The sequence below is a fragment of the Microbacterium paludicola genome, from assembly GCF_015235415.1.
Classification (GTDB): Bacteria; Actinomycetota; Actinomycetes; order Actinomycetales; family Microbacteriaceae; genus Microbacterium; species Microbacterium paludicola.
In genome coordinates this window covers 19,571-41,299 of record NZ_JADGLL010000016.1, presented here as the reverse complement: position 1 = coordinate 41,299, position 21,729 = coordinate 19,571, and the positions used below count along the sequence as shown (strand labels likewise).

The following is a 21,729-nucleotide window of genomic DNA, read 5'->3' as shown; positions in this document are numbered from 1 at the left end:
GAACGCCACCTTCGCTGTCCCGCACGGCTCAGCGAAGGCGGAGGGGTCGCCCCTCGACGGCGTATCGGGGTGTCCGGCCCCGCGATCCGCTCTGCGGGTCGCGCAGCCGGACGGGGCCCCCGCTGACGCCGACGAGGGGCGGCCCCGCAGCCGAAGCGGAACCCCTACCGAAGCCCCTCAGCCACAGCAGCAGTGACTTCGAGCCACGCTTCGCGCGACTCGTCAGACAGCGCCTCGAAGTCGATCACGTCGCCGCGGTCGAGGGCGGTGTCGAACGGCACCGAGACGACCTTGCGCGTGAGCTGGCCCATGTGGGCGATCAGGCGGCGCTCGAGGTCGGGGTAGCTCGTCGGCGACGGGTGGCTCATCACGGTGACGGCGTTGCGCAGCTTCGCCTCGTGCCCGTGGGCGACGAGCGTGTCGGCCATGGAGGCGAGCGTCCGGGCGCTGTCCTCCTTGACGATCGTGGTGAGCACGAGCACATCCGCCTCCGCGACGGCCGACTGCCAGGTGCCGGCCTTCGAGTTGTTGCCGGTGTCGACGATGATGACGCGGTAGGAGCGGCTCAGCGTCTCGTGCAGCAGGCCGAACGCCTCCTCGTCGATCACGTCGCTGTCGCCGTCGAGGCTCTGCGAGGCGAGCACGTCGAACTTGTTCTCGCCCTGGGCGCGCACGAAGTCGATGAGGTCGGCCGAGCTGAGCTCGCCGGTGCCGACCGACTGGACGTGGTCGAGCAGGTCGATCGCCGTGTGGTCGTGGTCGGGCGACGGCAGCGAGCGGATGCCGAGCGTGCCCTTGAACTCGTTGTTGTCCCAGGCGAGGACGCTGCCGCCGCGGACGCGGCCGAGGGTAGCGCCGAGCAGGTACGTCGTCGTGGTCTTGCCGACGCCGCCCTTCTCGCCGATGACGGCGATGGTCTTTGTGCCGGAGAACGCGCGCTGGATGGCTTCGCGGCGGTCGCGCTTCGCCTGCTCGGCCTTGCCGGGCTTGAGGCGGAAGCCGAGCTTGTTGACGCCGCCGCGGAAGCCCTCCGTGGCGGGCACGGGCGTGACCGGCTTGGCGGTCTCGGCGAAGTCGCGCGCGGTGAGCAGGCGGGCCTCGCGGCGGGTCAGTGCGTCGCCCGTGGGCTCGCCGGGGCGCGGTGCGCGGGGCGCCGGGGCCGGCGCGGCAGGGACAGCCGAGGCGGGCGCCGGGGCAGCGGGCGCCGGACGAGCGGGCGCCGGAGCGGCCGGCGCGGCGGCCGCACGAGCGGGCGCCGCCGGAGCAGGAGCGGCCGGCGCGGCGGCCGCACGAGCGGGTGCCGCCGGAGCAGGGGCAGCAGGCGCGGGAGCAGCAGGCGCAGGGGCCGCCGGGGCGATGGGCGCCGACTTCGGCACGCTCGTCACGATCTCGTCCGGGGCGGGGGCCGGAGCAATAGGTGCCGGAGCAATGGGAGCCGCGGGGGCAGCCGAGGCGGGCGGAGCCGGCGTCTCGATTCCCTCTTCGACGGATCCGTCCGGTGCGACGATGAGCATCCGGACGCCGTCGCTTCCGCTGGCTGCGACGCGCACGGGGCGGCCGTATTCCATGGCGACCTCGACGACCATCGCCAGCACCGCCTTGCGCGCGCCCGCGGCGTCACGGGCCTTGATCGGTCGGGTGGATCCGTCGACGGTCACCGCGCCGGTGCCGTCCTCGTTCGTCACCGCCGAGATGCGGGGCCGGTCGGGGATGTCTTCGCGATCGGTCACGGTGTCTCCTTGCATGGATGTCGGCTGGTCGATCGTCCACGATCGCCGGTGCCGGTGGAACTCGGTTCAACCGTACCTGCGCGCGCACCCGAGCTCTGCGCGCAGAACGGGGCCGTCCGCCTCGCGGCGTGACCCCGTCCCGGTCAGCGGATCAGGCGCCGGCCGGCGTCTCCGGCACGACGGACGCGGCCTGCGGCTGGTCGCCGTCGAAGACGTCCTTGACCTTGTCCGTGACGTCGGCGGCGACATCCTGGACCTTCTCGGTCGCGTCGGCGGCGAACTCCTTGACGTTCTCCGTCGCGTCCGCGGCGAACTCCTTGACGTTCTCCGTCGCGTCCGCGGCGAACTCCTTGACGTTGTCGACGGCCTCGGCGGCGACGTCCTTCGCGTTCTCGAACGCGTCCTTCGCCCAGTCAGCGATGCCCATGGTGATCCCTCCCGATCAGTGGTGGAGCGCGGCGCTCCCTGCGGAAACCTTAGCCATCGGCACACCCGAACGGCGGGCTTCCGGGAGGGGAGGATTACCCGCCCAAAGTCGCGTAATAATCTGGCGCCATGGCTCACACCGGACGCGGCGGCGCACGACGCACCGGCACCCCTCAGCGCGCGCCCCGGAAGCAGGCCGCCCCGAAGCGGGATCGGGCCCCTCGGGAGCAGCCTCCGGCGCCCGAACCGCCGCGCACCTTCCGCCTCGGCGTGGTGCCCGGGGCCACGCCCGGCAAGTGGATCGACCGCTGGCGTGAGCGCCTTCCCCACGTGACGCTCGAGCTCGTCCCCCTCGAGGTGGCGACGCAGCGCGAGCCGATCGACACCGGCGACGTGGACGCGGCGCTCATCCGGCTGCCGATCGATCCGCAGGATCTTCACGTCATCCGCCTGTACGACGAGACCGCGGTGGTCGTCGCATCGATCGACTCCGCGCTCACGGCCGCCGACGAGCTGGATCCGGATGACCTCGCCGGCGAGGTCGTGATCGTCCCGCGCGACGACGTGCTGGGGCCGATCCCGCTGCCGGGCACCGAGGCCCCGCGCTTCGAGCCGCCCGAGACCACCGCCGACGCGATCGCCACGGTCGCCGCCGGCGTGGGAATCGTGATCGTGCCGATGTCGCTCGCGCGGCTCCATCACCGTCGCGACATCACCTACCGCCCGCTGCGCGGCGCGCCCGCTTCGACCGTCGCACTCGCGTGGCACGCCGACCGCACGACCCCCGACGTCGACGCGTTCGTCGGCATCGTGCGCGGCCGCACGTCGAACTCCTCCCGCTGACCCGCGCACCTCTGCGCGGCACCCGGCGCTAGGCGCCGCCGGGTGGGTCGAGCAGCAGGCCGATGCGCTCGGAGAGGTACGAGGCGAGGGGCATGAGCGCGCCACCGGGCGCCCAGCGGATCAGCGGCTCGGGCCCGTCGAGCACCAGCGGGCCGTCCGCCGGGAGGTCGAGGTCGAGGCGCCGCCAGCCGATGTGCACCGTCTCCCCCGGGTCGAAGCCGCCGCGCACGGCCATCGCCCGCAGTTCGGCCCGGCGCCGCGCCGACTCGGCCACGTAGCCGCGGCGGCCGGGGTCCACGGCGCGCAGCACCTCGCCCTCCTCGAACACCGCGTCGTCGCCGATGAGCAGCACGCCGACGCGCCAGACGGATCCGGCGCGCACGATCCGCGGACCGGATCCGAGCAGCGCCCGGAGGCGACCGGGTTCGGCGATCTCGCCGAGCGCCTCCCTCGGGGCGCCCGCGAGCCGGGACCGGGCGTCGGCGAGGAGGGTCCGGATGTCGTCCGTCACCCCCTCAACGCTACGCGGATCGCATCCGAGAAGAAGTCGGTATTCAGTGTTGCCAAGTACCGGTACTCAGTGTTACTTTCTACTGGTAGTCAACATCACTGAGTAGAAGGAGGGAGATCGACATGGGAAATCAGATGACCGAGATGCTCAAGGGCACTCTCGAGGGCATCGTCCTGGCGATCCTGGCCGAACGATCCGCGTACGGCTACGAGATCACCGCCGAGCTCCGCGACCGCGGGTTCTCCGACATCGCGGAGGGCACGATCTACGCCCTCCTCGTGCGCATCGAACAGAAGGGCCTGGTCGGCGTCGAGAAGGTGCCGTCCGAGAAGGGCCCGCCCCGCAAGGTGTTCTCGCTCAACGCCGCAGGACGCGCGCAGCTCGCCGAGTTCTGGGAGACCTGGAGCGCCCTGGCCGGCCGCATCGAGCGGCTGCCCCACCCCACCACCGACGACACGACCAACAAGTAAGGAACCGACATGGCACTCAAGTGGATCGAGATCCTCACCGGATCGCTCGAGCAGAAGAAGCAGTACAAGCAGAACGTCGCCCGCATGGAAGCGCTGCCGGCGCCCTACGCCGCCGCGGCGAAGGCGATGCACCGGTACTTCCTGTACCAGGGCGGCGTCGAGGACGGCGACACGATGGTCCGGATGCTCGGCGACCTCGTCGACATGTGGGAGCGCGCGGCCGTCACGGCACGCCGGTGGCCGACATCGTCGGCGACGACCCCGTCGACTTCGCCGAGACCTTCACGCTCGCCTACGGCGGGAAGCGATGGATCGACAAGGAGCGCGCCCGCCTGCAGAAGGCGATGGACGACGCAGCGAAGGAGCAGGGATCATGACCACCGCGACCATCGAACCCGCCATCCGGGTGCAGGGAGTGAAGAAGTCCTTCAAGGACCTGAACGTCCTGCGCGGCGTCGACTTCGACGTGCAGCCCGGCACGATCTTCGCGCTGCTCGGATCGAACGGCGCCGGCAAGACGACGCTCGTGCGGATCCTCTCGACGCTGCTGAAGGCCGACGGCGGCACCGCGACCGTCAGCGGTTTCGACGTCGCCGCCCAGCCCGGCCAGGTGCGCGAGGCGATCAGCCTCACCGGGCAGTTCGCCGCGGTCGACGAGGTGCTCACCGGCCGCGAGAACCTCGTGCTCATCGCTCAGCTGCGCCACCTCAAGAACCCCGGCGCGGTCGCGGATGAGCTGCTCGCCCGGTTCTCGCTGACCGAGGCCGGTAGCCGCAAGGCGGGCACCTACTCCGGCGGCATGCGTCGGCGGCTCGACATCGCGATGAGCCTGATCGGCGACCCATCGATCATCTTCCTCGACGAGCCCACCACCGGGCTCGACCCCCAGGCGCGCATCGAGGTGTGGGACACCGTGAAGCAGCTCGCCCAGGGCGGCACCACCGTGCTGCTGACGACGCAGTACCTCGACGAGGCGGAGCAGCTCGCCGACCGGATCGCGATCCTGCACAAGGGGACGATCATCCAGAACGGCACCCTCGCCGAGCTCAAGAAGCTGCTGCCTGCGGGCGGCGAGCCCGTGCTCGTCGAGAAGGAGCCGTCGCTCGAGGACGTCTTCCTCGCCCTCGTCGGGGAGCCCGCCGAGACCGACGCCGCCGAGGCGGCAACGACACGAAAGGCAAGCCGATGACAACTCTCGCCCTCGCCGACACCGGCGTCCTCACCGGCCGCTCGCTGCGGCACATCCTGCGCAGTCCCGACACGATCATCACGACGGCGGTCACGCCCATCGCGCTGATGCTGCTGTTCGTGTACGTGTTCGGCGGCGCGATCAACACGGGAACAGACCGGTCGTACCTCGACTTCATGCTCCCGGGCATCCTGCTCATCACGGTGGCGTCGGGCATCGCCTACACGGCGTACCGACTCTTCCTCGACATGCAGGGCGGCCTGTTCGAGCGGTTCCAGTCGATGCCGATCTCGCGTTCGAGCGTGCTGTGGGCCCACGTGCTCACCTCGCTCGTCGCGAACCTCATCGCCGTGGCCCTGGTGATCGGCGTCGCGCTGCTGATGGGCTTCCGGACGGGCGCCGGTCCGCTCGCCTGGCTCGCCGTGATCAGCATCCTGGCGCTGTTCACCCTGGCGCTGACCTGGATCGCCGTGATCGCCGGCCTGTCGGCGAAGACCGTCGACGGGGCGAGCGCGTTCAGCTACCCGCTGATCTTCCTGCCGTTCATCAGCTCGGCGTTCGCACCGACCGACTCGATGCCGGGCCCGGTTGCCTGGTTCGCCGAGCACCAGCCGGTGACGTCGATCGTGAACACCATCCGCGCGCTGTTCTCGCAGCAGCCCGTCGGCGGTGAGATCTGGATCGCGCTCGCCTGGATGGTCGGCATCCTGATCGCGGCGTACATCGGGGCGATCCTGATCTACCGCACGAAGATCCGCTGAGTGTGATCCCTCTTCGCGGGGTAGTGCATCGTACGTGCGCGATCGTTCGCCCGACGCTCCGCGCCGGGACTCTCGATCGCGGGCTGTCGCTACCGCTCCATCCCGGACGATCGGTCACGTTGTCGAGTTGGTCGGCAGTCGCTCCGCTCCACGCTCGCTTCGCTCGCAAGGGGGTCAGTGCCCCTCAACCAGATCGGCCCCTCTCATCACCGAGAGGGGCCGATCTCTTTGCCGCCGCAGGAAGTCCGGGCCGTTTCGACTCGCTTCGCTCGCTCAACGAACAGAGGGGGCACTACTTCCAGACAGATCCTGCGATATCCACGACCTCGCGGATCTTCGCCCACTGCTCGTCCTCGGTGAGGACGTTCCCCTCCTCGGTGGACGCGAAGCCGCACTGGGGGCTGAGCGCCAGCTGCTCGAGCGGGGCGAAGGTGGCGGCCTCGTCGATGCGACGCTTGACCGCGTCGACGTCCTCGAGGGCGCCGCTCTTGGTGGTGACGAGGCCGAGCACGACCGTCTGCTCGCCCTTCGGCAGGAAGCGCAGCGGCTCGAACCCGCCCGAGCGGTCGTCGTCGAACTCGAGGAAGAACCCGTCGTAGGCGACGCCGAACAGCTGCTCGGCGATCGGCTCGTAGCCCCCCGACGAGATCCAGGTCGAGCGGAAGTTGCCACGACAGATGTGCGTCGTCACGGTCAGGTCGTCGGGCTTTCCCTCAAGCACGCGGTTGAGGATCGACGCGTATCGCTCGCCGAGGCCGTCGGTCTGGATGTCGCGCTCGGTGCGGGCCCGCTCGAGCTCGACGTCGCTGCACAGGTACGCCCACGCGGTGTCGTCGAACTGCAGGTAGCGACCGCCGGCGTCGTAGAAGGCGCGCACCGCGCCCCGGTACGCCTCGACGAGGTCGTCGACGTACTCGTCGCGGCTGCCGTAGCCGCCGACGATGTTCTGCGGCTCGACGCGGAAGTCGAGCACCGTGGGCGAGGGGATCGTCGCCTTCGCCTGCACGCCCGCCGCTTGGGCCAGCGGCAGCAGCGCGCGGAAGTGGTCGACGTGCGGGTGCTCGCCGAAGCCGATGCGGCCGTTGACCTGCACCGCCTTCTGGCGCGTCTGCACTCCCTGGAACGGCAGGCCGTGGTCGGTGTCGACGATCGACACGCCCTCGAGGCCGTCGAAGAAGTCGAAGTGCCACCACGACCGGCGGAACTCGCCGTCGGTGGCCAAAGCCAGGCCGCTGTCGGCCTGCTTGCGCACGAGCCCGGCGATCTGCGCGTCCTCGACCTCGCGCAGGTCGGCCGCGTCGATGCGGCCCTCGGCGAAGTCGGTGCGTGCGGCCTTGAGGATCTCCGGACGAAGGAAGGAGCCGACGATGTCGGCGCGGTACGGGGGGTTCACGGTCACGGGCGCCAGCCTAGCCGCGGCCCAGTGGCCACCGAAGGGTCGACGTCACACCGCGTTATGCCCGCCGATCGTGGCGACGATCCGGCGCAGACTCCCGCTCAACGGGTGCGCTCTGGGCGTATGTGTCCGCCCGCAGCCAGTTATTTTGCGCACGAAAGGTTCCCGGATATCCTCCAGCCATGGGCATCCTTCACTACGGCACCGACTCCACCCCGATCCACATCGCGGATCGCGCGCTCGCGCACCTCAAGGTGGTCGTCGTCGCCAAGCTGCGCCGCCAGGAGAGCTTCACCGTCTCGTGGCAGCACCACGCTGAGGACGGCCAGGGCCGCAGCACGATCTGGCTCCACCCGTCGATCCCGGTGCGCTTCGAGTTCGATGAGCCGGTCACGCCCGAGCTCAACCGCGAGTGGATCGAGGAGCTCGCGCACTCCGCCAACGCCCTGGGCGGCATCACGCTCGTCTCCGAGCACGTCGAGTCGTCGGAGGACCGCGGCCAGCAGGTCGAAGAGCCCGCCGCCTGAGCCTGTCCGGCACGAAGAAGTCCCCCTCCACCGCAGCGGAGGGGGACTTCTTCTGCGTCCGGGGTCGTCAGGCGTTCTCGGCCGGCGGCGCCTGCGCGGGGTCCGGCGGCTCCGGCATGACGGTGAGGCCGTTCGGCCCGCTCGCCGCCTTCATGAGCTCATCCAGCCAGGCGCGGTTGATGCGCGGCGCACGCCCACCCGAGAAGTGGAACTGCAGCGGAATCGACGGGTGCAGCCAGAAGCTGCGCCGCCCGATGCCGTCGCCCAGCTTGGTGTCGTACATGAACGGCTCGCCGCGGCGCAGCTTGTTCATCACCACGATGCGCAGATGCGCCAGCGTCCGGTCATCGATGTCGACGGAGTCGGCCGCCGCGCCATAAATGAATCGCCCCACGGTGGCGACGATACCCGAGTCGCGCCACCGTGGAGCACGCCCAACCCACTCAGAGAGGCGGGCGCCGAACGATCCGGTCAAACTGGTGCCGATATCGCCAAGTATCGATCAAATTGCACGGATCGCCCCCCTCGCCTCGCGGCTCGTCACATGTCGGGCGACGTCTCCTGCCGTCCGTGGACCTCGCCGCGCCAGTCCCCGGTCTCGATGCCGCGCTCCTCGATGAACTTCTTGAAACGCTGCAGGTCCATCTTCGCCTGCGCGTCGTCGATGCCGACTGCGGCACCCACCTTCTCGATGAAGCCCTCCGGCTCCCACTCCATGCGCAGCTTCACGCGGGTCTGCCCGTCGTGGGGCTCGAACTCGACGCGGCCTGCATGCAGCGCACCGTCCGTGCTCTGCCAAGCGACGTGGCTGTCCGGAACCTGATCCACGATGTCGGCGTAGAAGTCCTCTTCCTTTCCCGCGATGCTGACGGTCCAGTGCGTGCGGACGTCGTCGATCTGCTGCACCGACTTCACTGCGCCCAGATACTCGGGGAACGACTCGAACTGCGTCCACTGGTTGTAGACGGTGGAAACCGGTGCATCCACATCGATCTCAGCGGTCACGGTCGTGGTCATGAGGTCCTCCTCGTCGTCGTTCTCGGCTTGTGTACTTCGACGCTAGGTCGGCACGTCTTCGTCATGAACGGGGTTGACTCGCCGCGAAGCGAGGGTTAGAGCGCGAAGACCCGCCACACGCGACGAGCGAGCGCGTCAAGCCGTTATCCCCCGGCCGGCGCCCTCCCGTATCTTCTCGGCATGGCGGAGACACAGGACAAGACCGAGTCGCAGTCGTTCATCGAGGAGACGGCCGGAATGCGTGCGTCGTTCTGGTCGTGGATGACGATCGTCGTCGGCGGCCTCGCCGTGATGATCGCGATTCCGCTGATGGGAAGGTGACGACGATGCGACGCGCACTCCGAGACAACGGCCTGACGTTCTTCTTCCTGTTCCTGTTCGTCGCCACCGTCGCGCTGCAGGCGATCGCGGGGCACGCCTACGAGAACGACGAGCTCGTCAGCCACGGCCTCGCCCCGATCTCGTTCGGCGAGTTCGTGACGTCCTCGACGTTCATGGTCGACCTCTCCGAGAACTGGCAGTCGGAGTTCCTGCAGTTCTTCGTGTTCATCCTCGCCACCGTCTGGCTCGTCCAGCGCGGGTCGCCCGAGTCGAAGAAGCCCGGAGACGAGGGACTGGGATCCGACGAGGACCAGATGATCGCCGAGCATTCGCGCAAGGACTCGCCGGCGTGGGCGCGCGTGCGCGGCATCCGGCTGTGGCTCTACTCGAACTCGCTCCTGATCGTGATGGGGCTCGTGTTCCTGCTGTCCTGGTTCGCGCAGTCGCTCGCCGGGCACGCCGTGGCGAACGAGGAGGCGGCGCAGCACGGGGAGCTGCCGATCACGTGGGGGGCATACGTGATGGATCCCGAGTTCTGGAACCGGACGCTGCAGAACTGGCAGTCGGAGTTCCTCGCGGTCGGCTGCATGGTCGCGTTCTCGATCTACCTCCGCCAGCGCGGGTCGGCCGAGTCGAAGCCGGTTGGCACCCCGAACGGGGTCTCGGCCCTCGAGTCGGAGTAGGACCCACACGACGAAGGGCCGGTGCGCGATGCACCGGCCCTCCGCCGTGTGGTGGGTCAGACGCCGAGGAGTTCGCGCAGGCGCGTCGAGAGCTCCTCGCTGGTGTGGATCTCCTGGTCGCAGTTGTCCTGGAGGAGCTTGAGCGCATCCGTGGCGCCCATCGCCGTCACCGGCAGGATGAGGCCCTCGTACGCGGCCATCTCGTAGTGCTCGTGCCGAGCGCCGCCGACAGCGTGATCTGGTCGCGGAGCTCGGGCGCGCTGCGCTGGATGAGCGACTCCGCATGCTTGCTGATGCCCTTGGTGGCGGGCGACGGGGCCGACGACTCGGGCACCTCGAGCAGGGTGAACACCTTCTTGAGGTTCTCGATCTGCTCACGGGTCTCGTCGGCGTGGTGGCGGAACAGCTTCTTGATGTCGGCCGTCTGCGCGGCCTCGGCGAGCTCGCCGAGCGCTGCCAGCGAGTCCTCCTCCATCGTCATCGCGACGCGCAGCTTGAAGCGCAGCAGGTCTTCGGGAGTCTCGAGGTGGTTCTGACTCATGGGTCCTCCTTGGCTCGGACGTGATCCGACGGTCGGTCGGTGTCCTCGACGCTAGGCAGGGTGCACGTCCGCCGCGAGGGGATTGCGCGGCCCGCTGTTCGCCGCTAATCCGCGCGTCCCGCTCAGCGGCACCACCCGAGAAGCGCTTCTGTCAAGCCGCTTACCCCGCACCTCCGGCCTCCTTACTTTTCCGTCAGGGGAGCCACACGGAGGGAGTGGATCGATGAGACGGATCCGGACAGCGGCTGCCGCGATGATTGCCGGCGGCGCGCTCGTGCTCGGCGGCTGCGCGGTCGGCACGGGCGGTGCCGACGACGGCGGTGCCCAGTACGATCCCGAGGCCGAGCTGGAGGGCGAGCTCAGCGTGATGGGCTTCGGCGGAGTGGACGAGGTGGCCACAACCCGCATGGATCTCGCCAAGGAGGCGCTCGGCGACGGTGTGGACGTGAAGGTCGCCGAGGGCGAGCTCGACCTTCAGCAGTTCCTGTCCGCCGCGGCGACGGGCGACCCGCCCGACCTCATCTACGCGAACCGCGACCAGCTCGGCTCGCTCGCCGCGCGCGGCGCCATCCTGCCTCTCGAGCGCTGCATCGAGGGAGAGGGGATCGACACCGGCATGTTCGTCGAGTCGGCGCTGGCGCAGGTCACGCTCGACGGCCAGATCTACGGCATCCCCGAGTTCAACGTCGTCCAGGTCACGATGGCGAACTCCGATCTGCTGGATGCGGCGGGGCTGTCCCTGTCGGACGTCGACGGATCGGACTGGGAGGCGATGACCGCCGCGAACGAGGCGCTGACGAAGTCGGAGGGCGGCAAGCTCGGCGTCATCGGCGTCGACAGCAAGCTGCCGGAGTTCTTCCCGCTCTGGGCGAAGGCGAACGGTGTCGACCTGATCAGCGAGGACGGCCGCACGGCGCAGCTCGACGACCCGAAGGCCGTCGAGGCGCTCGAGTGGGCCGTCGGCATCTACGACGCGCAGGGCGGCTTCGGCGACGTGAAGGCGTTCCGCGATTCGGCCGACTTCTTCGGCGAGGGAAACCAGTTCGCGACCGGTGTGCTCGGCGCGATGCCGATGGAGCAGTGGTACATCAACGTGCTCAACGACGTGTCGCCGGATGCGCCGGTCGCGTTCGACACGGTGAAGGATCGCCAGGGCGAGCCGATCGCATTCGCGTCGGGTTCGGCGTGGGCGATCCCGGCCGGCGCGGCGAACCCGGAGGCCGCGTGCCGCTGGGCCCGGGTGATGACCGCCGTCGACTCGTGGGAGGCTGCGGCCAAGGCGCGTGTGGATCTGCGCAACGAGGAGGGGAAGCCCTTCACCGGCCTGCTGACCGGCAACGCCGAGGCCGACGACCTCATCCAGGGAATGGTCACCTCGGGCGGCGAGCCCTGGGACACCGCGGTCGAGGCGATGTACGAGGCGAACGACCACACGTTCGCCCTGCCGGCGAGCCCCGCCGACGCCGAGTTCGAGACCGCGATGCAGGATGCGGTCAACAGCGTCCTGTCGGGCGAGGCGGAGCCGGCCGACGCGCTGGCACAGGCGCAGGAGACCGCGCAGAAGGCGCTGGATGAGGCGTGGCAGAAGATGGGCGAGGAGGGCGAGTGACCGCGCTCGCGTCGACCGGGGAGGCGAGGGCCGCGTCCTCGCCTCCCCGGGTGCCGCGCCGTCGACGCGGGCGCGTGCGGGAGAACCGCGCCGCGGTGCTGTTCCTCGCCCCGTGGCTGATCGGGTTCGCCGTCTTCACCGCGTGGCCGCTCATCTACAGCGCCTACCTCTCGCTCACCGACTACGACGTGATCAACGACCCGTCGTTCGTCGGCTTCGACAACTACGCCGAGCTGTTCGCCGACCCGAAGATCTCGCTCGCGCTCACGAACACGCTGTTCTTCACCGTGGTGCAGGTGCCGCTGTACGTCGCCGTCTCGCTCGCGCTCGCGCTGCTCCTCGCCCGCGCGGGGCGCGCATCCGGGTTCTTCCGCACGGTCTTCTTCCTGCCGAAGATGACGCCCCCGGTCGCCGTGGGCATCCTGTTCCTGCTGCTCTTCAACGGGCAGAGCGGCCTCATCAACTCGGCTCTGGGCACCGTCGGCATCGACGGCCCCTCGTGGACGACCGACCCGGCCTGGGTGAAGCCGGGACTCGTGATCATGAGCCTGTGGACCGTCGGATCGTCGGTGCTCATCCTGCTCGCGGCGCTCCGCGGGGTGCCGGAGGAGCTGTACGAGTCGGCCACCCTCGACGGCGCGGCGGCCTGGCGGCGGTTCTTCAGCGTGACGCTGCCGATGATCAGCCCGGCGGTGTTCTTCGTCGTGGTGGTCAACACCATCGCGGGCCTGCAGACCTTCGACGAGGCTTACACGGCCTTCTTCGGGGCGGGGAACACGACCTACGGCAACGACGCGGCGCTGTTCTACGTCATCTACCTGTTCCAGCAGGCGTTCCAGTTCCTCAACATGGGATACGCGTCCGCCATGGCGTGGCTGCTGTTCCTGGTGATCATGGTCGTCACCGCGATCCAGGCGTTCGTGTCGCGGCGCCTCGTCCATTACGAGGGAGGGTCGGGACGATGAGCGCGATGACCGAGCGGCTCACGGGCGTCGTCGAGGCCCCCGCCGTCGCGCGCCAGGAAGCGCCGCTGCCGTCGAGAGGGCGCCGCCGGAGCATCGGGCGCATCCTGTCGATCGTCGCGCTCTCGCTCATCGCGGTGATCTTCGTCTACCCGTTCGTGTGGCTCGTGAGTGCGTCGTTCAAACCGCGCGGCGAGGTCTTCGACAACCGGATCATCCCCGAGACGTTCACCCTGGACAACTACGTGCAGGTCTGGCAGGACGCGCCCCTCGCCGTCTGGCTGCTGAACACCGTGGTGGTCACCGCCCTCGCCGCGGGTGCCGTCACGATCTCGAGCGCGATGGTCGCCTGGGCGTTCGCGTTCTACCGCTTCCGCGGTCGCGGAGCGCTTTTCGCCCTGGTGCTGGGGTCGATGATGCTGCCGGGCGCGGTGACGATGATCCCGACGTTCCTGATCTGGAACTCCCTCGGGGCGGTGAACACCCTCACCCCGATGTGGGCGCACAACCTGTTCGGCAGCGCGTTCTACATCTTCCTGCTGCGCCAGTTCATGCTGTCACTCCCGCGCGATCTGTTCGACGCCGCGCGTGTGGACGGTGCCAACCCGTGGCAGGTGTTCTGGCGCGTCACGCTGCCGCTGACGCGGCCGGCTCTCGCCGTGACCGTCGTGTTCGAGGTGCAGGCGGTGTGGACCGACCTGATGCGGGCGCTGATCTACCTGCGGGACTCGGCGACGTTCACGGTGCCTCGCGGTCTGAAGGCGCTCGTCGACAACTTCGGCTTCGGCGGCGAGTGGCACTGGGAGATCCTGATCACCGCCAGCGTCATCACGACGATCCCGATGATCATCCTGTTCTTCGCCGCCCAGAAGCACATCATCGAGGGCGTGGTCGCCGGCGGCGTGAAGGGGTGAGGCGGAGGGCTCAGTCCTCCGGCCCGCGCCCGGCCTCGAACCGCTCCTCGTAGCGGGCGATCGCCTCCTCGAGCAGCTCGGGCGAGAGCGCGGCGAGGGGCTCCACCTCGGTGAGCAGCGGCTCGCAGTCGGGGCCGCGGCCGACGGTGCGCCCGTCGAGCACCCAGGCGTAGCGATCCGGGTTCTTCTCGGCAAGCTCGGCGTACTGGCACACCTGGCGCGCGAGCCAGTCCTCGAGGGGCCGCGTCCACCAGGCCTCGGGATGGAGCGGGTTGACGGACAGACCGGGCAGGTCGAGGCCACTCTCGGTGTCGCGGCTCTGCTCGGACGCGTCGTGCCGCGGCCCCTCCGAGTACCGCACGTACGACTGCTCCCGCGATCGGACGAGCTCCGCCAGCTCGGCGAGGGGCGTCAGCGTGCGCAGGTCAGTCGACCTGCTCGGACTGGGTCCGGATGAAGTCACGGTCTTCCTCGCTCAGCGACGCGTCGGAGGGGACATCCGATCCGGTGATCTCGGCGATCTCGGCGCGGACGTCGTCGGAGAGCTCGCCACCGCTGTCGCGGAGCGCGTGCTTGCCCCCGATGGAGAGGCGCGGGTACCACTCGTGGATGTCAGGGAGTTCAGCGTTCATACCGGCGACGCTATGCGCGCGGGCACCGCGGTTCAACGGGTTGACACGCGTCGGTCACGGCCGCAGGACGTCGGCGATCCGCTCCAGAGAGCCGGGGACGAGCGCGTAGTAGGCCCACGTGCCGCGCTTGCTGCGCGACAGGAAGCCCGCCTCGGTCAGGATCCTCAGGTGGTGCGAGACGGTCGGCTGCGCGAGCCCGACCGGCTCGATCAGGTCGCACACGCAGGCCTCCTCGCCCTCCGACCCGGCGACGATCGACAGCAGCCGCAGCCGCGCCGGGTCGGCGAGCGCCTTCATCACGCGCGCGAGGTCCTCGGCGTCCGCGGCGCCGAGCGGCTCGCGCACGAGCGGGGCGCAGCAGACGGCGGGCTGGATGACCGGAAGGGCGGTGGGCATACATCGATGCTAGTCGATATTGACGAACTTCGATACATGGGGGCAGACTGTCCATCGACGAACATCGATATCCTTCGATGCGATCCGGTTGGAGACACCATGACCCTGCTCGACCTCATGCCCGCGCCCGTCGCCTCGCGGCCCGACGCGCGGCTCACCGCCCTTCCCGTCGCGATCATCGGCGCCGGTCCGATCGGGCTTGCCGCGGCCGCGCACCTGGCCGAGCGCGAGATCCCGTTCGTGATCTACGAGCGCGGCGATGCGGCCGGCGCGGCGATCCGCGAGTGGGGCCACACGCGGCTGTTCTCGCCGTGGGAGCACCTCGTCGACGACGCCGCCGCCCGCCTGCTGGCCGGCACCGGCTGGAGCGTGCCCCGCCCCACGCGCGCGCCGAGCGGCGCCGAGCTCGTCGCCGACTACCTCGAGCCGCTCGCCGCGCACGAGGCGATCACACCCCAGATCCGCCGCGGCGTGGAGGTGCTCGCGGTGACGCGCGAGGGAATGGACCGCACGCGCACCCGCGGCCGCTCGCAGGCGCCGTTCGCACTGCGCCTGCGCCTCGCCGACGGCAGGGTCGTCGACGAGACCGCCCGCGCGGTCGTCGACGCCTCGGGCACCTGGGGGCAGGCGAACCCACTCGGCTCGGGCGGGCTCGAGCCGCTCGGCTGGAGCGACGTCGCCGACCGCGTGCTGCCGGCGCTGCCCGACGTGCTCGGCCGCGACCGCGCGCGCGTCGCCGGGCGCCACGTCACCGTCGTCGGCGCCGGTCACTCCGCGGCGAACACGCTCATCGCCCTCACGTCGCTCGCAGTCGACGAGCCGGCCACCCGCATCACCTGGCTCATCCGCAACGCGTCGGCGGCGCGGATCTCGTCGGACGGCGACGAGCTCGAGGGCCGCGGCGCGCTGGGGTCGCGCGTACAGCGCCTTATCGCGGACGGCCGGATCGAGGTCGTCGACCGCTTCGAGACGCTCCGCGCCGAGCGCACCGCCGACGGCCTGCGCCTGCACGGGCGCCGCGACGGGGAGGCCACCGCGCATGACACGGACGTCGTCGTCGTCGCGACCGGCTTCCGGCCCGACCTCGGCATGCTGCGCGAGCTGCGGCTTGAGCTCGACGACATCGTCGAGGCACCGCGGCGCCTCGCGCCCCTGATCGACCCGAACGAGCACTCGTGCGGCACCGTCTCGCCCCACGGCTACCGCGAGCTCGCACACCCCGAGTCGGGATTCTTCATCGTCGGGATGAAGAGCTACGGCCGCGCGCCTACCTTCCTGCTGAAGACGGGCTACGAGCAGGTGCGGTCGGTCGTCGCCTGGCTCGCGGGCGACGTCGAGTCGGCGGGCCGGGTGGAACTCGTGCTCCCCGCGACGGGGGTGTGCTCCACCGACGCCGGCGGCTGCGACGCCCCCGCGGGTGCCGCGACGCCGGCGACGGCGGGGAGCTCCTGCTGCGCATAGCGACGCGGCCCTCGTGGCGCGGGACGCACACCTCGGGCCCTCCGGTCATAGACTGGGATCTATGGATGCCACCGGATCGCTCGCGACGATCGCGGATCCGACGCGCGCGCGCATCCTGCGACTGATCCTCGGAGCCCCGGGCGGCCGCGCCCGCGTGGGCGAGCTCGCCGAGGAGCTCGGCCTGCGCCAGCCGACCGTGAGCCACCACATGCGGGCCCTGCGCGACGAGGGGCTCGTCGTGCGGGAGCCGGATGGCCGCCGCGCATGGTTCTCGGTCGCCCCCGACCACATCGACACCGTCGCCTCCCTCGTCGGCGCGGCGCCCGCGCAGACCACGCCCGACCTCGACCGCATCTCGGCGGATCTCGCGCTGCGCTTCCGCGGCACGTTCAGCCCCGAGACGGTCGAGGCGTACGTGCACGAGAGCCACGACCTGCTCTCGCGCGGCGACGCCCCGCCGAAACAGCTCGCCTCCCGGACCGCCGCGTTCGCCGCCACGCGGCTCGAGGCGCTCGCGCGCGCCCAGGGCGAGCGGCCGGAGAAGCCCGAGGTGCTGTTCGTCTGCGTGCAGAACGCGGGGCGCTCGCAGCTCGCTGCGGCCATCCTGCGCCACCTCGCGGGCGACCGCGTCAGCGTGCGGACCGCCGGCTCGATGCCCGCCCCCGACATGCGCTCGACGATCGCGACGGCGCTGGACGAGATCGGCGTGCCCGTCGGAGGCGAGTTCCCGAAGCCGCTGACCGACGAGGCGGTGCGCGCTGCAGACGTCGTGATCACGATGGGCTGTGGCGACGCCTGCCCGATCTACCCGGGCCGGCGCTACCTCGACTGGGAGCTGGATGACCCGGCGGGCCTTCCGCTCGACGGCGTCCGCCCCATCCGCGACGACATCGAGCGTCGCATCCGCGGCCTGCTCGACGAGCTGGTCTGACCCGCCTCAGCTCTGCGTGAGCAGGTCGATGCTCGTCGGCCGCTGCGAGATTCATCCTGGAGGATCCATGCCCCCCGTCCTGACGTCGACCGACGGCCGGTACGCGACCTCGGTGCGCGACGCGCTGCGATCGCCGCGGCTGCTGACGCGCGAGGTGCTGGCCGGACTCGTCGTGGCTCTCGCGCTCATTCCCGAGGCCATCGCGTTCTCGATCATCGCGGGCGTCGACCCCCGCGTCGGGCTGTTCTCGTCGTTCGTGATGGCGGTCGCCATCGCGTTCCTCGGCGGGCGACCGGCGATGATCTCGGCCGCCACCGGTGCCGTCGCGCTGGTGATCGCACCCGTGATGCGCGACCACGGCCTCGACTACCTGCTCGCGACCGTCATCCTCGGCGGTCTCATCCAGGTGGCGCTCGGCCTGCTCGGCGTCGCGAAGCTGATGCGGTTCATTCCACGCAGCGTGATGGTCGGCTTCGTGAACGCGCTCGCCATCCTGATCTTCCTGTCGCAGCTCGAGCAGCTCGTGGACGTCCCCTGGATGGTCTACCCGCTCGTCGCGGCCGGTCTGCTTCTGCTGTGGCTGTTCCCGAAGCTGACCCGGGTGATCCCCGCGCCCCTCGTGGCGATCGTCCTGCTCACCGCGGTCGTTGTGGTGTTCGCGATCGACGTGCCCACGGTGGGCGACCAGGGCGCGCTGCCCGAGAGCCTGCCGTTCCTGCTGATCCCGAACGTGCCGCTCACGCTCGAGACGCTCGGGATCATCGGCCCGTACGCGCTCGCGCTGGCCGCCGTCGGTCTGCTCGAGTCGCTGATGACCGCCAAGCTCGTGGACGACATCACCGACACCCGGTCGTCGAAGACGCGCGAGTCGTGGGGGCAGGGAGTGGCGAACGTCCTGTCGGGCCTGTTCGGCGGCATGGGCGGCTGCGCGATGATCGGCCAGACGATGATCAACGTGAAGGCGTCGGGCGCCCGCACCCGCATCTCGACGTTCCTCGCCGGCGTCTTCCTGCTGATCCTGGTCGTCGTGCTGGGAGACGTCGTCGCGATCATCCCGATGGCGGCGCTCGTCGCCGTGATGATCATGGTGTCGGCCCTGACGTTCGACTGGCACAGCATCCTTCCCTCGACGCTCAAGCGGATGCCCAAGAGCGAGACCGCGGTGATGGTCGCCACGGTCGCGCTGACGGTCATCACCCACAACCTCGCGATCGGCGTGATCCTCGGCGTTGTGGTCGCGGCCGTGCTGTTCGCCCGCCGCGTCGCGCACTTCACGACCGTCGAGCGCACCGTCTCAGCGGACGGAACCGAGGCACGCTACACCGTGGTCGGAGAGCTGTTCTTCGCCTCGTCGAACGACCTCACGACGCAGTTCGAGTACGTCGCAGATCCGCCGCGTGTGGTGATCGACATGACGCGCTCCCACGTCTGGGATGCGTCGTCGGTCGCCGCGCTCGACGCGATCACGACGAAGTACGAGCGCCACGGCGCGACCGTCGAGATCATCGGGATGAACGACGCCACCACGCGCTTCCACGGCCGGCTCTCCGGAGGGCTCGGCGCCGGGCGCTGACGGGGCCGCCACGGATCGGGATCCGGCATTGCAGAACCCATAGACGGTGGTCTATGCTTTCAGACATGACCAAGCCCACCGTGCTCTTCGTGTGCGTCCACAACGCCGGGCGCTCGCAGATGGCCGCCGGATACCTCGAGGCCCTCGCCGGCGACCGTGTCGAGGTGCTCTCGGCCGGCTCGGAGCCGAAGGACCAGATCAACCCCGTCGCGGTCGAGGTCATGGCCGAGGAGGGCATCGACATCGCCGGGCGCACCCCGAAGGTGCTCACGGTCGACGCCGTGCGCGAGTCGGATGTCGTCATCACGATGGGCTGCGGCGACGCCTGCCCGATCTTCCCCGGCAAGCGGTACGAGGACTGGCAGCTCGACGACCCGGCCGGCCAGGGCACGGAGGCGGTGCGCGCGATCCGCGACGACATCCGCTCCCGCATCGAGGCGCTGATCGCCGAGATCGCGCCCGCCCCCCAGGCCGCCTGAGACCCGGGTCGGGGCCCGATCCCCGACCCGCCTTTGCGGCCCCGCACGGCAACCGTTTCCCGAGTGGCCGTCCGCTGATCTCCCCCCTTTCAACGGACGACCGCTCGCCGTGCGGGGCCCCTTCTTTCCCTCGCGTCATCCCGGGTCGGTACGATCACGTGCCCCCCGTACGAAGGAACCGCGATGGATGCCGCCCCCGAGCCCTGGCAGCCGTGGCGCCTCGCCGCGCTCTCGATCGGCCAGGTCATCAGCTGGGGCATCCTCTTCTACGCGATGATCGTCGCCGCGCCCGTCGTGGCGGAGGACACCGGATGGCCGCTCGCCCTCGTCACCACGCTGTTCTCGGCGGGCCTGATCGCCTCGGCCCTCGTGGGTGTGCCGGTGGGGCGCCGCCTCGACAGGCACGGCCCGCGCGCGATCATGACGCTCGGCAGCGCGGTCGGTTCGGCGGGCCTCGCGATCGTCGCCATGGCGCCCGACCCCGTGTGGTTCGGTATGGGATGGCTCGTCGCCGGATCGGCGCAGGCGGCAGTGCTGTATCAGGCCGCGTTCACCGTGCTCGCCCGGCGGTATCGCACCCGGCGGCGCGGCGCGATGACGGCGCTGACCCTCGCAGGCGGCCTCGCCTCCACCGTGTTCGCACCGATCGTGGCGGCCCTGCTGACGGCGACCGACTGGCGCACCGCCTTTCTCCTCCTCGCCGCGGTGCTCGCGGTCACGACCATCCCGCTTCACTGGTTCACCCTGGAGCCGACCTGGCAGCCGCTGCCGGCGGCCACGGACGACGACCCGGATCATCGGCTCGGCACCGTCGTGCGCACCCGCCGCTTCCTCGCGCTGACCATCTCGACCGTGTTCGTTGCCGCGTCGCTGTACATGGTGACGCTCGCGATCATCCCGCTGTTCCTGGAGAAGGGGCTCGACTACACCATGTCGGCCTGGGCGCTCGGACTGCTCGGCGCGGGACAGGTGATCGGGCGCCTGATCTACGTCGCGATCCCGCACACCGCGGCGCCGTGGGTGCCGCTGGCCGCGACCGCCGGGCTGTCGGCCGTCGCCCTGGCGCTGCTCGCGGTGATCCCGGGCCCGGCGTGGCTGCTGATCGCCGTCGCGGTCGCCGCCGGCGCGGTGCGCGGCGCGCAGACGCTCGTGCAGGGATCCGCCGTCGCCGAGCGGTGGGGCACCCGCAGCTACGGCGCGATCAACGGCGTCTTCGCCGCCCCGGTCACGGTCGTCGCCGCACTCGGCCCCGCCCTGGGACCCCTCGCCGCGACGGCCGCCGGCGGATACACGGCGATGGCGCTCGCCGCCGCCGTCGTGGCGCTGTGCGCCGCGGGCGCCGCGCGCCTGTCGTGAGCGCGGGGCGCGAGGCCATCCGCTCCCTGTCAATCCCCTCGCGCCGGATGCGGCGCTGCGCGAGGCTGGATGCACCGAACGGGAGGAGCATCCAATGAACAGCACACCCGAGAACATCGACCCCACGCGCGACGAGCGCGGCCCCGAGGACGACCTCGTCAGCGAGGATCCCGACCTGAGCACGGGAGAGGACCCGACGGTCGACGAGGGCCCCGCGGCCGAGGCACCGGATGAGGACGGGCTCGCCATGGCGGACGCGCCCTCCCGCGACCAGGGCGAGCAGAGCGAGCACCCGTCGCAGGCGGAGGGCGAGGATCCGTCCGACCCCGCCGACGCGAGCGTGCTGCCCGACGAGGGCCACCCGTCTCAGGCCGAGGGCTGAGCACCCCGCGAGGAGCGCCCGGCGACCCGCGAGGGACGCCGGGCGCCGTCGCGTCCGCCCGCCGGCGTCACTCGATGCGGTGCTCGCCGATCGCCGAGCTCAGCGCCGTGCCGTTGAGCTCGAGGTAGAGCTGCCGCTCGGTGACCGAGACCGTCATCGTGTTGCGGCGTGCAAGCGCCGCGACCGCACCGTCGAGGAAGCCGGGATCGAACGTGTACAGGACGATGTCGCCGGCGCGGTGGATGCGCTTCCCGGCCCACGACGCCAGCAGCTTCCCCGGCTCGCGGTGCGTGTACACCACCGTCCGGTCGGCGAGCTTGCTGCCGTAGTGGAGGCGCTCGGCGGCGGGCGCCCCGACCTCGATCCACGCCGTGACGCGGCCGGTGCGGTCGCGCACCAGCACGGCGGGCTCATCCGTCGACGAGATCCCCTCGGTGAACGCGATCCCCTCCTCGAACTCGAGGCAATACGCGAGCACGCGCAGGATCATGTTCGCGTCGGTCTCCGACGGGTGCCGCGCGACGCGCAGCGTCTCGTCCTCGTACACACCGCGGTCGACATCCGCCAGCTGCACGTCGAACGTGTGGATCACCGCGGAGAGGGCCATGAGGCACGAGCC

At 70.5% G+C, this 21,729-nt stretch carries 26 protein-coding genes and 2 pseudogenes; 17 read left to right on the top strand and 11 right to left on the bottom strand.

Annotated features, from left to right (window positions below; all coding sequences use genetic code 11):
• Positions 1–164: 164 nt before the first annotated feature.
• Positions 165–1,730, bottom strand: a complete 1,566-nt coding sequence (locus IR155_RS15940; RefSeq protein ID WP_135114372.1) for a MinD/ParA family ATP-binding protein — start codon at positions 1,728–1,730, stop codon at positions 165–167.
• Positions 1,731–1,881: 151 nt separating this feature from the next.
• Positions 1,882–2,157, bottom strand: a complete 276-nt coding sequence (locus IR155_RS08315; protein ID WP_135114371.1) for a hypothetical protein — start codon at positions 2,155–2,157, stop codon at positions 1,882–1,884.
• 128 nt (positions 2,158–2,285) lie between these two features.
• Here IR155_RS08315 and IR155_RS08310 point away from each other — a divergent pair, with 128 nt between their 5' ends.
• Positions 2,286–2,999 (top strand): LysR family substrate-binding domain-containing protein, encoded by a 714-nt coding sequence (locus tag IR155_RS08310; protein WP_135114370.1) that lies wholly within the window; start codon positions 2,286–2,288, stop codon positions 2,997–2,999.
• A gap of 28 nt (positions 3,000–3,027) precedes the next feature.
• On the opposite strand, the gene IR155_RS08305 is transcribed toward IR155_RS08310, so the two are convergent.
• Positions 3,028–3,510, bottom strand: a complete 483-nt coding sequence (locus tag IR155_RS08305) for a glutaminase (protein ID WP_135114369.1) — start codon at positions 3,508–3,510, stop codon at positions 3,028–3,030.
• A 122-nt stretch (positions 3,511–3,632) separates the two neighbouring features.
• Here IR155_RS08305 and IR155_RS08300 point away from each other — a divergent pair, with 122 nt between their 5' ends.
• The 4 genes and pseudogenes from IR155_RS08300 (at position 3,633) to IR155_RS08285 (ending at position 5,930) form a co-directional block, all read left to right on the top strand.
• Entirely contained in the window at positions 3,633–3,980 is a 348-nt protein-coding gene (locus tag IR155_RS08300) for a PadR family transcriptional regulator (protein ID WP_135114368.1), read from the top strand.
• A 9-nt stretch (positions 3,981–3,989) separates the two neighbouring features.
• A pseudogene (locus tag IR155_RS08295) lies at positions 3,990–4,357 on the top strand (DUF1048 domain-containing protein).
• On the top strand, positions 4,354–5,169 hold the full coding sequence (locus IR155_RS08290) for an ABC transporter ATP-binding protein (protein ID WP_135114367.1): 816 nt from the start codon (positions 4,354–4,356) through the stop codon (positions 5,167–5,169). Before IR155_RS08295 ends, IR155_RS08290 begins: the two are co-directional and overlap by 4 nt.
• Positions 5,166–5,930, top strand: coding sequence for an ABC transporter permease (locus IR155_RS08285; RefSeq protein ID WP_135114366.1), 765 nt, complete (start codon positions 5,166–5,168; stop codon positions 5,928–5,930). Before IR155_RS08290 ends, IR155_RS08285 begins: the two co-directional genes overlap by 4 nt.
• A 292-nt stretch (positions 5,931–6,222) precedes the next feature.
• On the opposite strand, the gene IR155_RS08280 is transcribed toward IR155_RS08285, so the two are convergent.
• Positions 6,223–7,329, bottom strand: a complete 1,107-nt coding sequence (locus IR155_RS08280) for a 5-methyltetrahydropteroyltriglutamate--homocysteine S-methyltransferase (RefSeq protein ID WP_135114365.1) — start codon at positions 7,327–7,329, stop codon at positions 6,223–6,225.
• A 179-nt stretch (positions 7,330–7,508) separates the two neighbouring features.
• Between IR155_RS08280 and IR155_RS08275 the strand changes: the two genes are divergently transcribed.
• Positions 7,509–7,853 (top strand): DUF7882 family protein, encoded by a 345-nt coding sequence (locus IR155_RS08275; protein WP_135114364.1) that lies wholly within the window; start codon positions 7,509–7,511, stop codon positions 7,851–7,853.
• Between the two features lie 67 nt (positions 7,854–7,920).
• Here the strand turns inward: IR155_RS08275 and IR155_RS08270 are convergent, their stop codons facing one another.
• Both IR155_RS08270 and IR155_RS08265 read right to left on the bottom strand, forming a co-directional pair.
• Entirely contained in the window at positions 7,921–8,247 is a 327-nt protein-coding gene (locus tag IR155_RS08270) for a DUF7882 family protein (RefSeq protein ID WP_135114363.1), read from the bottom strand.
• Positions 8,248–8,393: 146 nt separating this feature from the next.
• On the bottom strand, positions 8,394–8,870 hold the full coding sequence (locus IR155_RS08265) for an SRPBCC family protein (protein ID WP_135114362.1): 477 nt from the start codon (positions 8,868–8,870) through the stop codon (positions 8,394–8,396).
• 180 nt (positions 8,871–9,050) lie between these two features.
• On the opposite strand from IR155_RS08265, the gene IR155_RS08260 reads away from it, so the two are divergent.
• Both IR155_RS08260 and IR155_RS08255 read left to right on the top strand, forming a co-directional pair.
• Positions 9,051–9,191: a hypothetical protein gene (locus tag IR155_RS08260; protein ID WP_167760738.1), complete on the top strand. Its 141-nt coding sequence runs from the start codon at positions 9,051–9,053 to the stop codon at positions 9,189–9,191.
• Positions 9,192–9,196: 5 nt separating this feature from the next.
• Complete coding sequence (locus IR155_RS08255) at positions 9,197–9,874, top strand: DUF6766 family protein (RefSeq protein WP_135114361.1); 678 nt, start codon at positions 9,197–9,199, stop codon at positions 9,872–9,874.
• A gap of 56 nt (positions 9,875–9,930) precedes the next feature.
• Here IR155_RS08255 and IR155_RS08250 read toward each other — a convergent pair.
• Positions 9,931–10,349 (bottom strand): annotated as a pseudogene (locus IR155_RS08250) (YciE/YciF ferroxidase family protein).
• A 319-nt stretch (positions 10,350–10,668) separates the two neighbouring features.
• On the opposite strand from IR155_RS08250, the gene IR155_RS08245 reads away from it, so the two are divergent.
• The 3 genes from IR155_RS08245 to IR155_RS08235 are packed head-to-tail and all read left to right on the top strand — an operon-like array spanning position 10,669 to position 13,900.
• Complete coding sequence (locus IR155_RS08245) at positions 10,669–12,024, top strand: extracellular solute-binding protein (RefSeq protein WP_228066841.1); 1,356 nt, start codon at positions 10,669–10,671, stop codon at positions 12,022–12,024.
• Positions 12,021–12,989, top strand: a complete 969-nt coding sequence (locus IR155_RS08240; RefSeq protein ID WP_135114359.1) for a carbohydrate ABC transporter permease — start codon at positions 12,021–12,023, stop codon at positions 12,987–12,989. The genes IR155_RS08245 and IR155_RS08240 overlap by 4 nt, the downstream gene beginning before the upstream one ends.
• Complete coding sequence (locus tag IR155_RS08235; protein WP_135114358.1) at positions 12,986–13,900, top strand: carbohydrate ABC transporter permease; 915 nt, start codon at positions 12,986–12,988, stop codon at positions 13,898–13,900. Before IR155_RS08240 ends, IR155_RS08235 begins: the two co-directional genes overlap by 4 nt.
• 10 nt (positions 13,901–13,910) lie before the next feature.
• Here IR155_RS08235 and IR155_RS08230 read toward each other — a convergent pair whose 3' ends face one another.
• Genes IR155_RS08230 through IR155_RS08220 form a run of 3 tightly spaced genes read right to left on the bottom strand, consistent with a single transcriptional unit; the run spans position 13,911 to position 14,928 of the window.
• Positions 13,911–14,363 (bottom strand): DUF6098 family protein, encoded by a 453-nt coding sequence (locus tag IR155_RS08230; protein WP_233441151.1) that lies wholly within the window; start codon positions 14,361–14,363, stop codon positions 13,911–13,913.
• Positions 14,326–14,532, bottom strand: coding sequence for a hypothetical protein (locus tag IR155_RS08225; RefSeq protein ID WP_135114357.1), 207 nt, complete (start codon positions 14,530–14,532; stop codon positions 14,326–14,328). Before IR155_RS08225 ends, IR155_RS08230 begins: the two co-directional genes overlap by 38 nt.
• Before the next feature lie 54 nt (positions 14,533–14,586).
• The gene (locus IR155_RS08220; RefSeq protein WP_135114356.1) at positions 14,587–14,928 is read right to left on the bottom strand and encodes an ArsR/SmtB family transcription factor; all 342 of its coding nucleotides are present in this window, start codon (positions 14,926–14,928) and stop codon (positions 14,587–14,589) included.
• A 99-nt stretch (positions 14,929–15,027) separates the two neighbouring features.
• On the opposite strand from IR155_RS08220, the gene IR155_RS08215 reads away from it, so the two are divergent.
• The 6 genes from IR155_RS08215 to IR155_RS08190 all read left to right on the top strand — a co-directional run bounded on the left by IR155_RS08215 (position 15,028) and on the right by IR155_RS08190 (position 21,110).
• Entirely contained in the window at positions 15,028–16,389 is a 1,362-nt protein-coding gene (locus IR155_RS08215; protein ID WP_135114355.1) for an NAD(P)-binding domain-containing protein, read from the top strand.
• A gap of 61 nt (positions 16,390–16,450) precedes the next feature.
• Positions 16,451–17,320, top strand: a complete 870-nt coding sequence (locus IR155_RS08210) for a metalloregulator ArsR/SmtB family transcription factor (RefSeq protein ID WP_135114354.1) — start codon at positions 16,451–16,453, stop codon at positions 17,318–17,320.
• A gap of 67 nt (positions 17,321–17,387) precedes the next feature.
• Positions 17,388–18,893: a SulP family inorganic anion transporter gene (locus IR155_RS08205; protein ID WP_135114353.1), complete on the top strand. Its 1,506-nt coding sequence runs from the start codon at positions 17,388–17,390 to the stop codon at positions 18,891–18,893.
• 65 nt (positions 18,894–18,958) lie between these two features.
• Positions 18,959–19,372 (top strand): arsenate reductase ArsC, encoded by a 414-nt coding sequence (locus IR155_RS08200; protein ID WP_135114352.1) that lies wholly within the window; start codon positions 18,959–18,961, stop codon positions 19,370–19,372.
• Between the two features lie 183 nt (positions 19,373–19,555).
• Positions 19,556–20,728, top strand: coding sequence for an MFS transporter (locus IR155_RS08195; RefSeq protein ID WP_135114351.1), 1,173 nt, complete (start codon positions 19,556–19,558; stop codon positions 20,726–20,728).
• Positions 20,729–20,822: 94 nt separating this feature from the next.
• A complete protein-coding gene (locus IR155_RS08190) occupies positions 20,823–21,110 on the top strand; it encodes a hypothetical protein (protein ID WP_135114350.1) in 288 nt (95 codons plus the stop codon).
• Positions 21,111–21,177: 67 nt separating this feature from the next.
• Here the strand turns inward: IR155_RS08190 and IR155_RS08185 are convergent, their stop codons facing one another.
• Complete coding sequence (locus tag IR155_RS08185; RefSeq protein WP_135114349.1) at positions 21,178–21,717, bottom strand: YaeQ family protein; 540 nt, start codon at positions 21,715–21,717, stop codon at positions 21,178–21,180.
• Between the last annotated feature and the right edge of the window lie 12 nt (positions 21,718–21,729).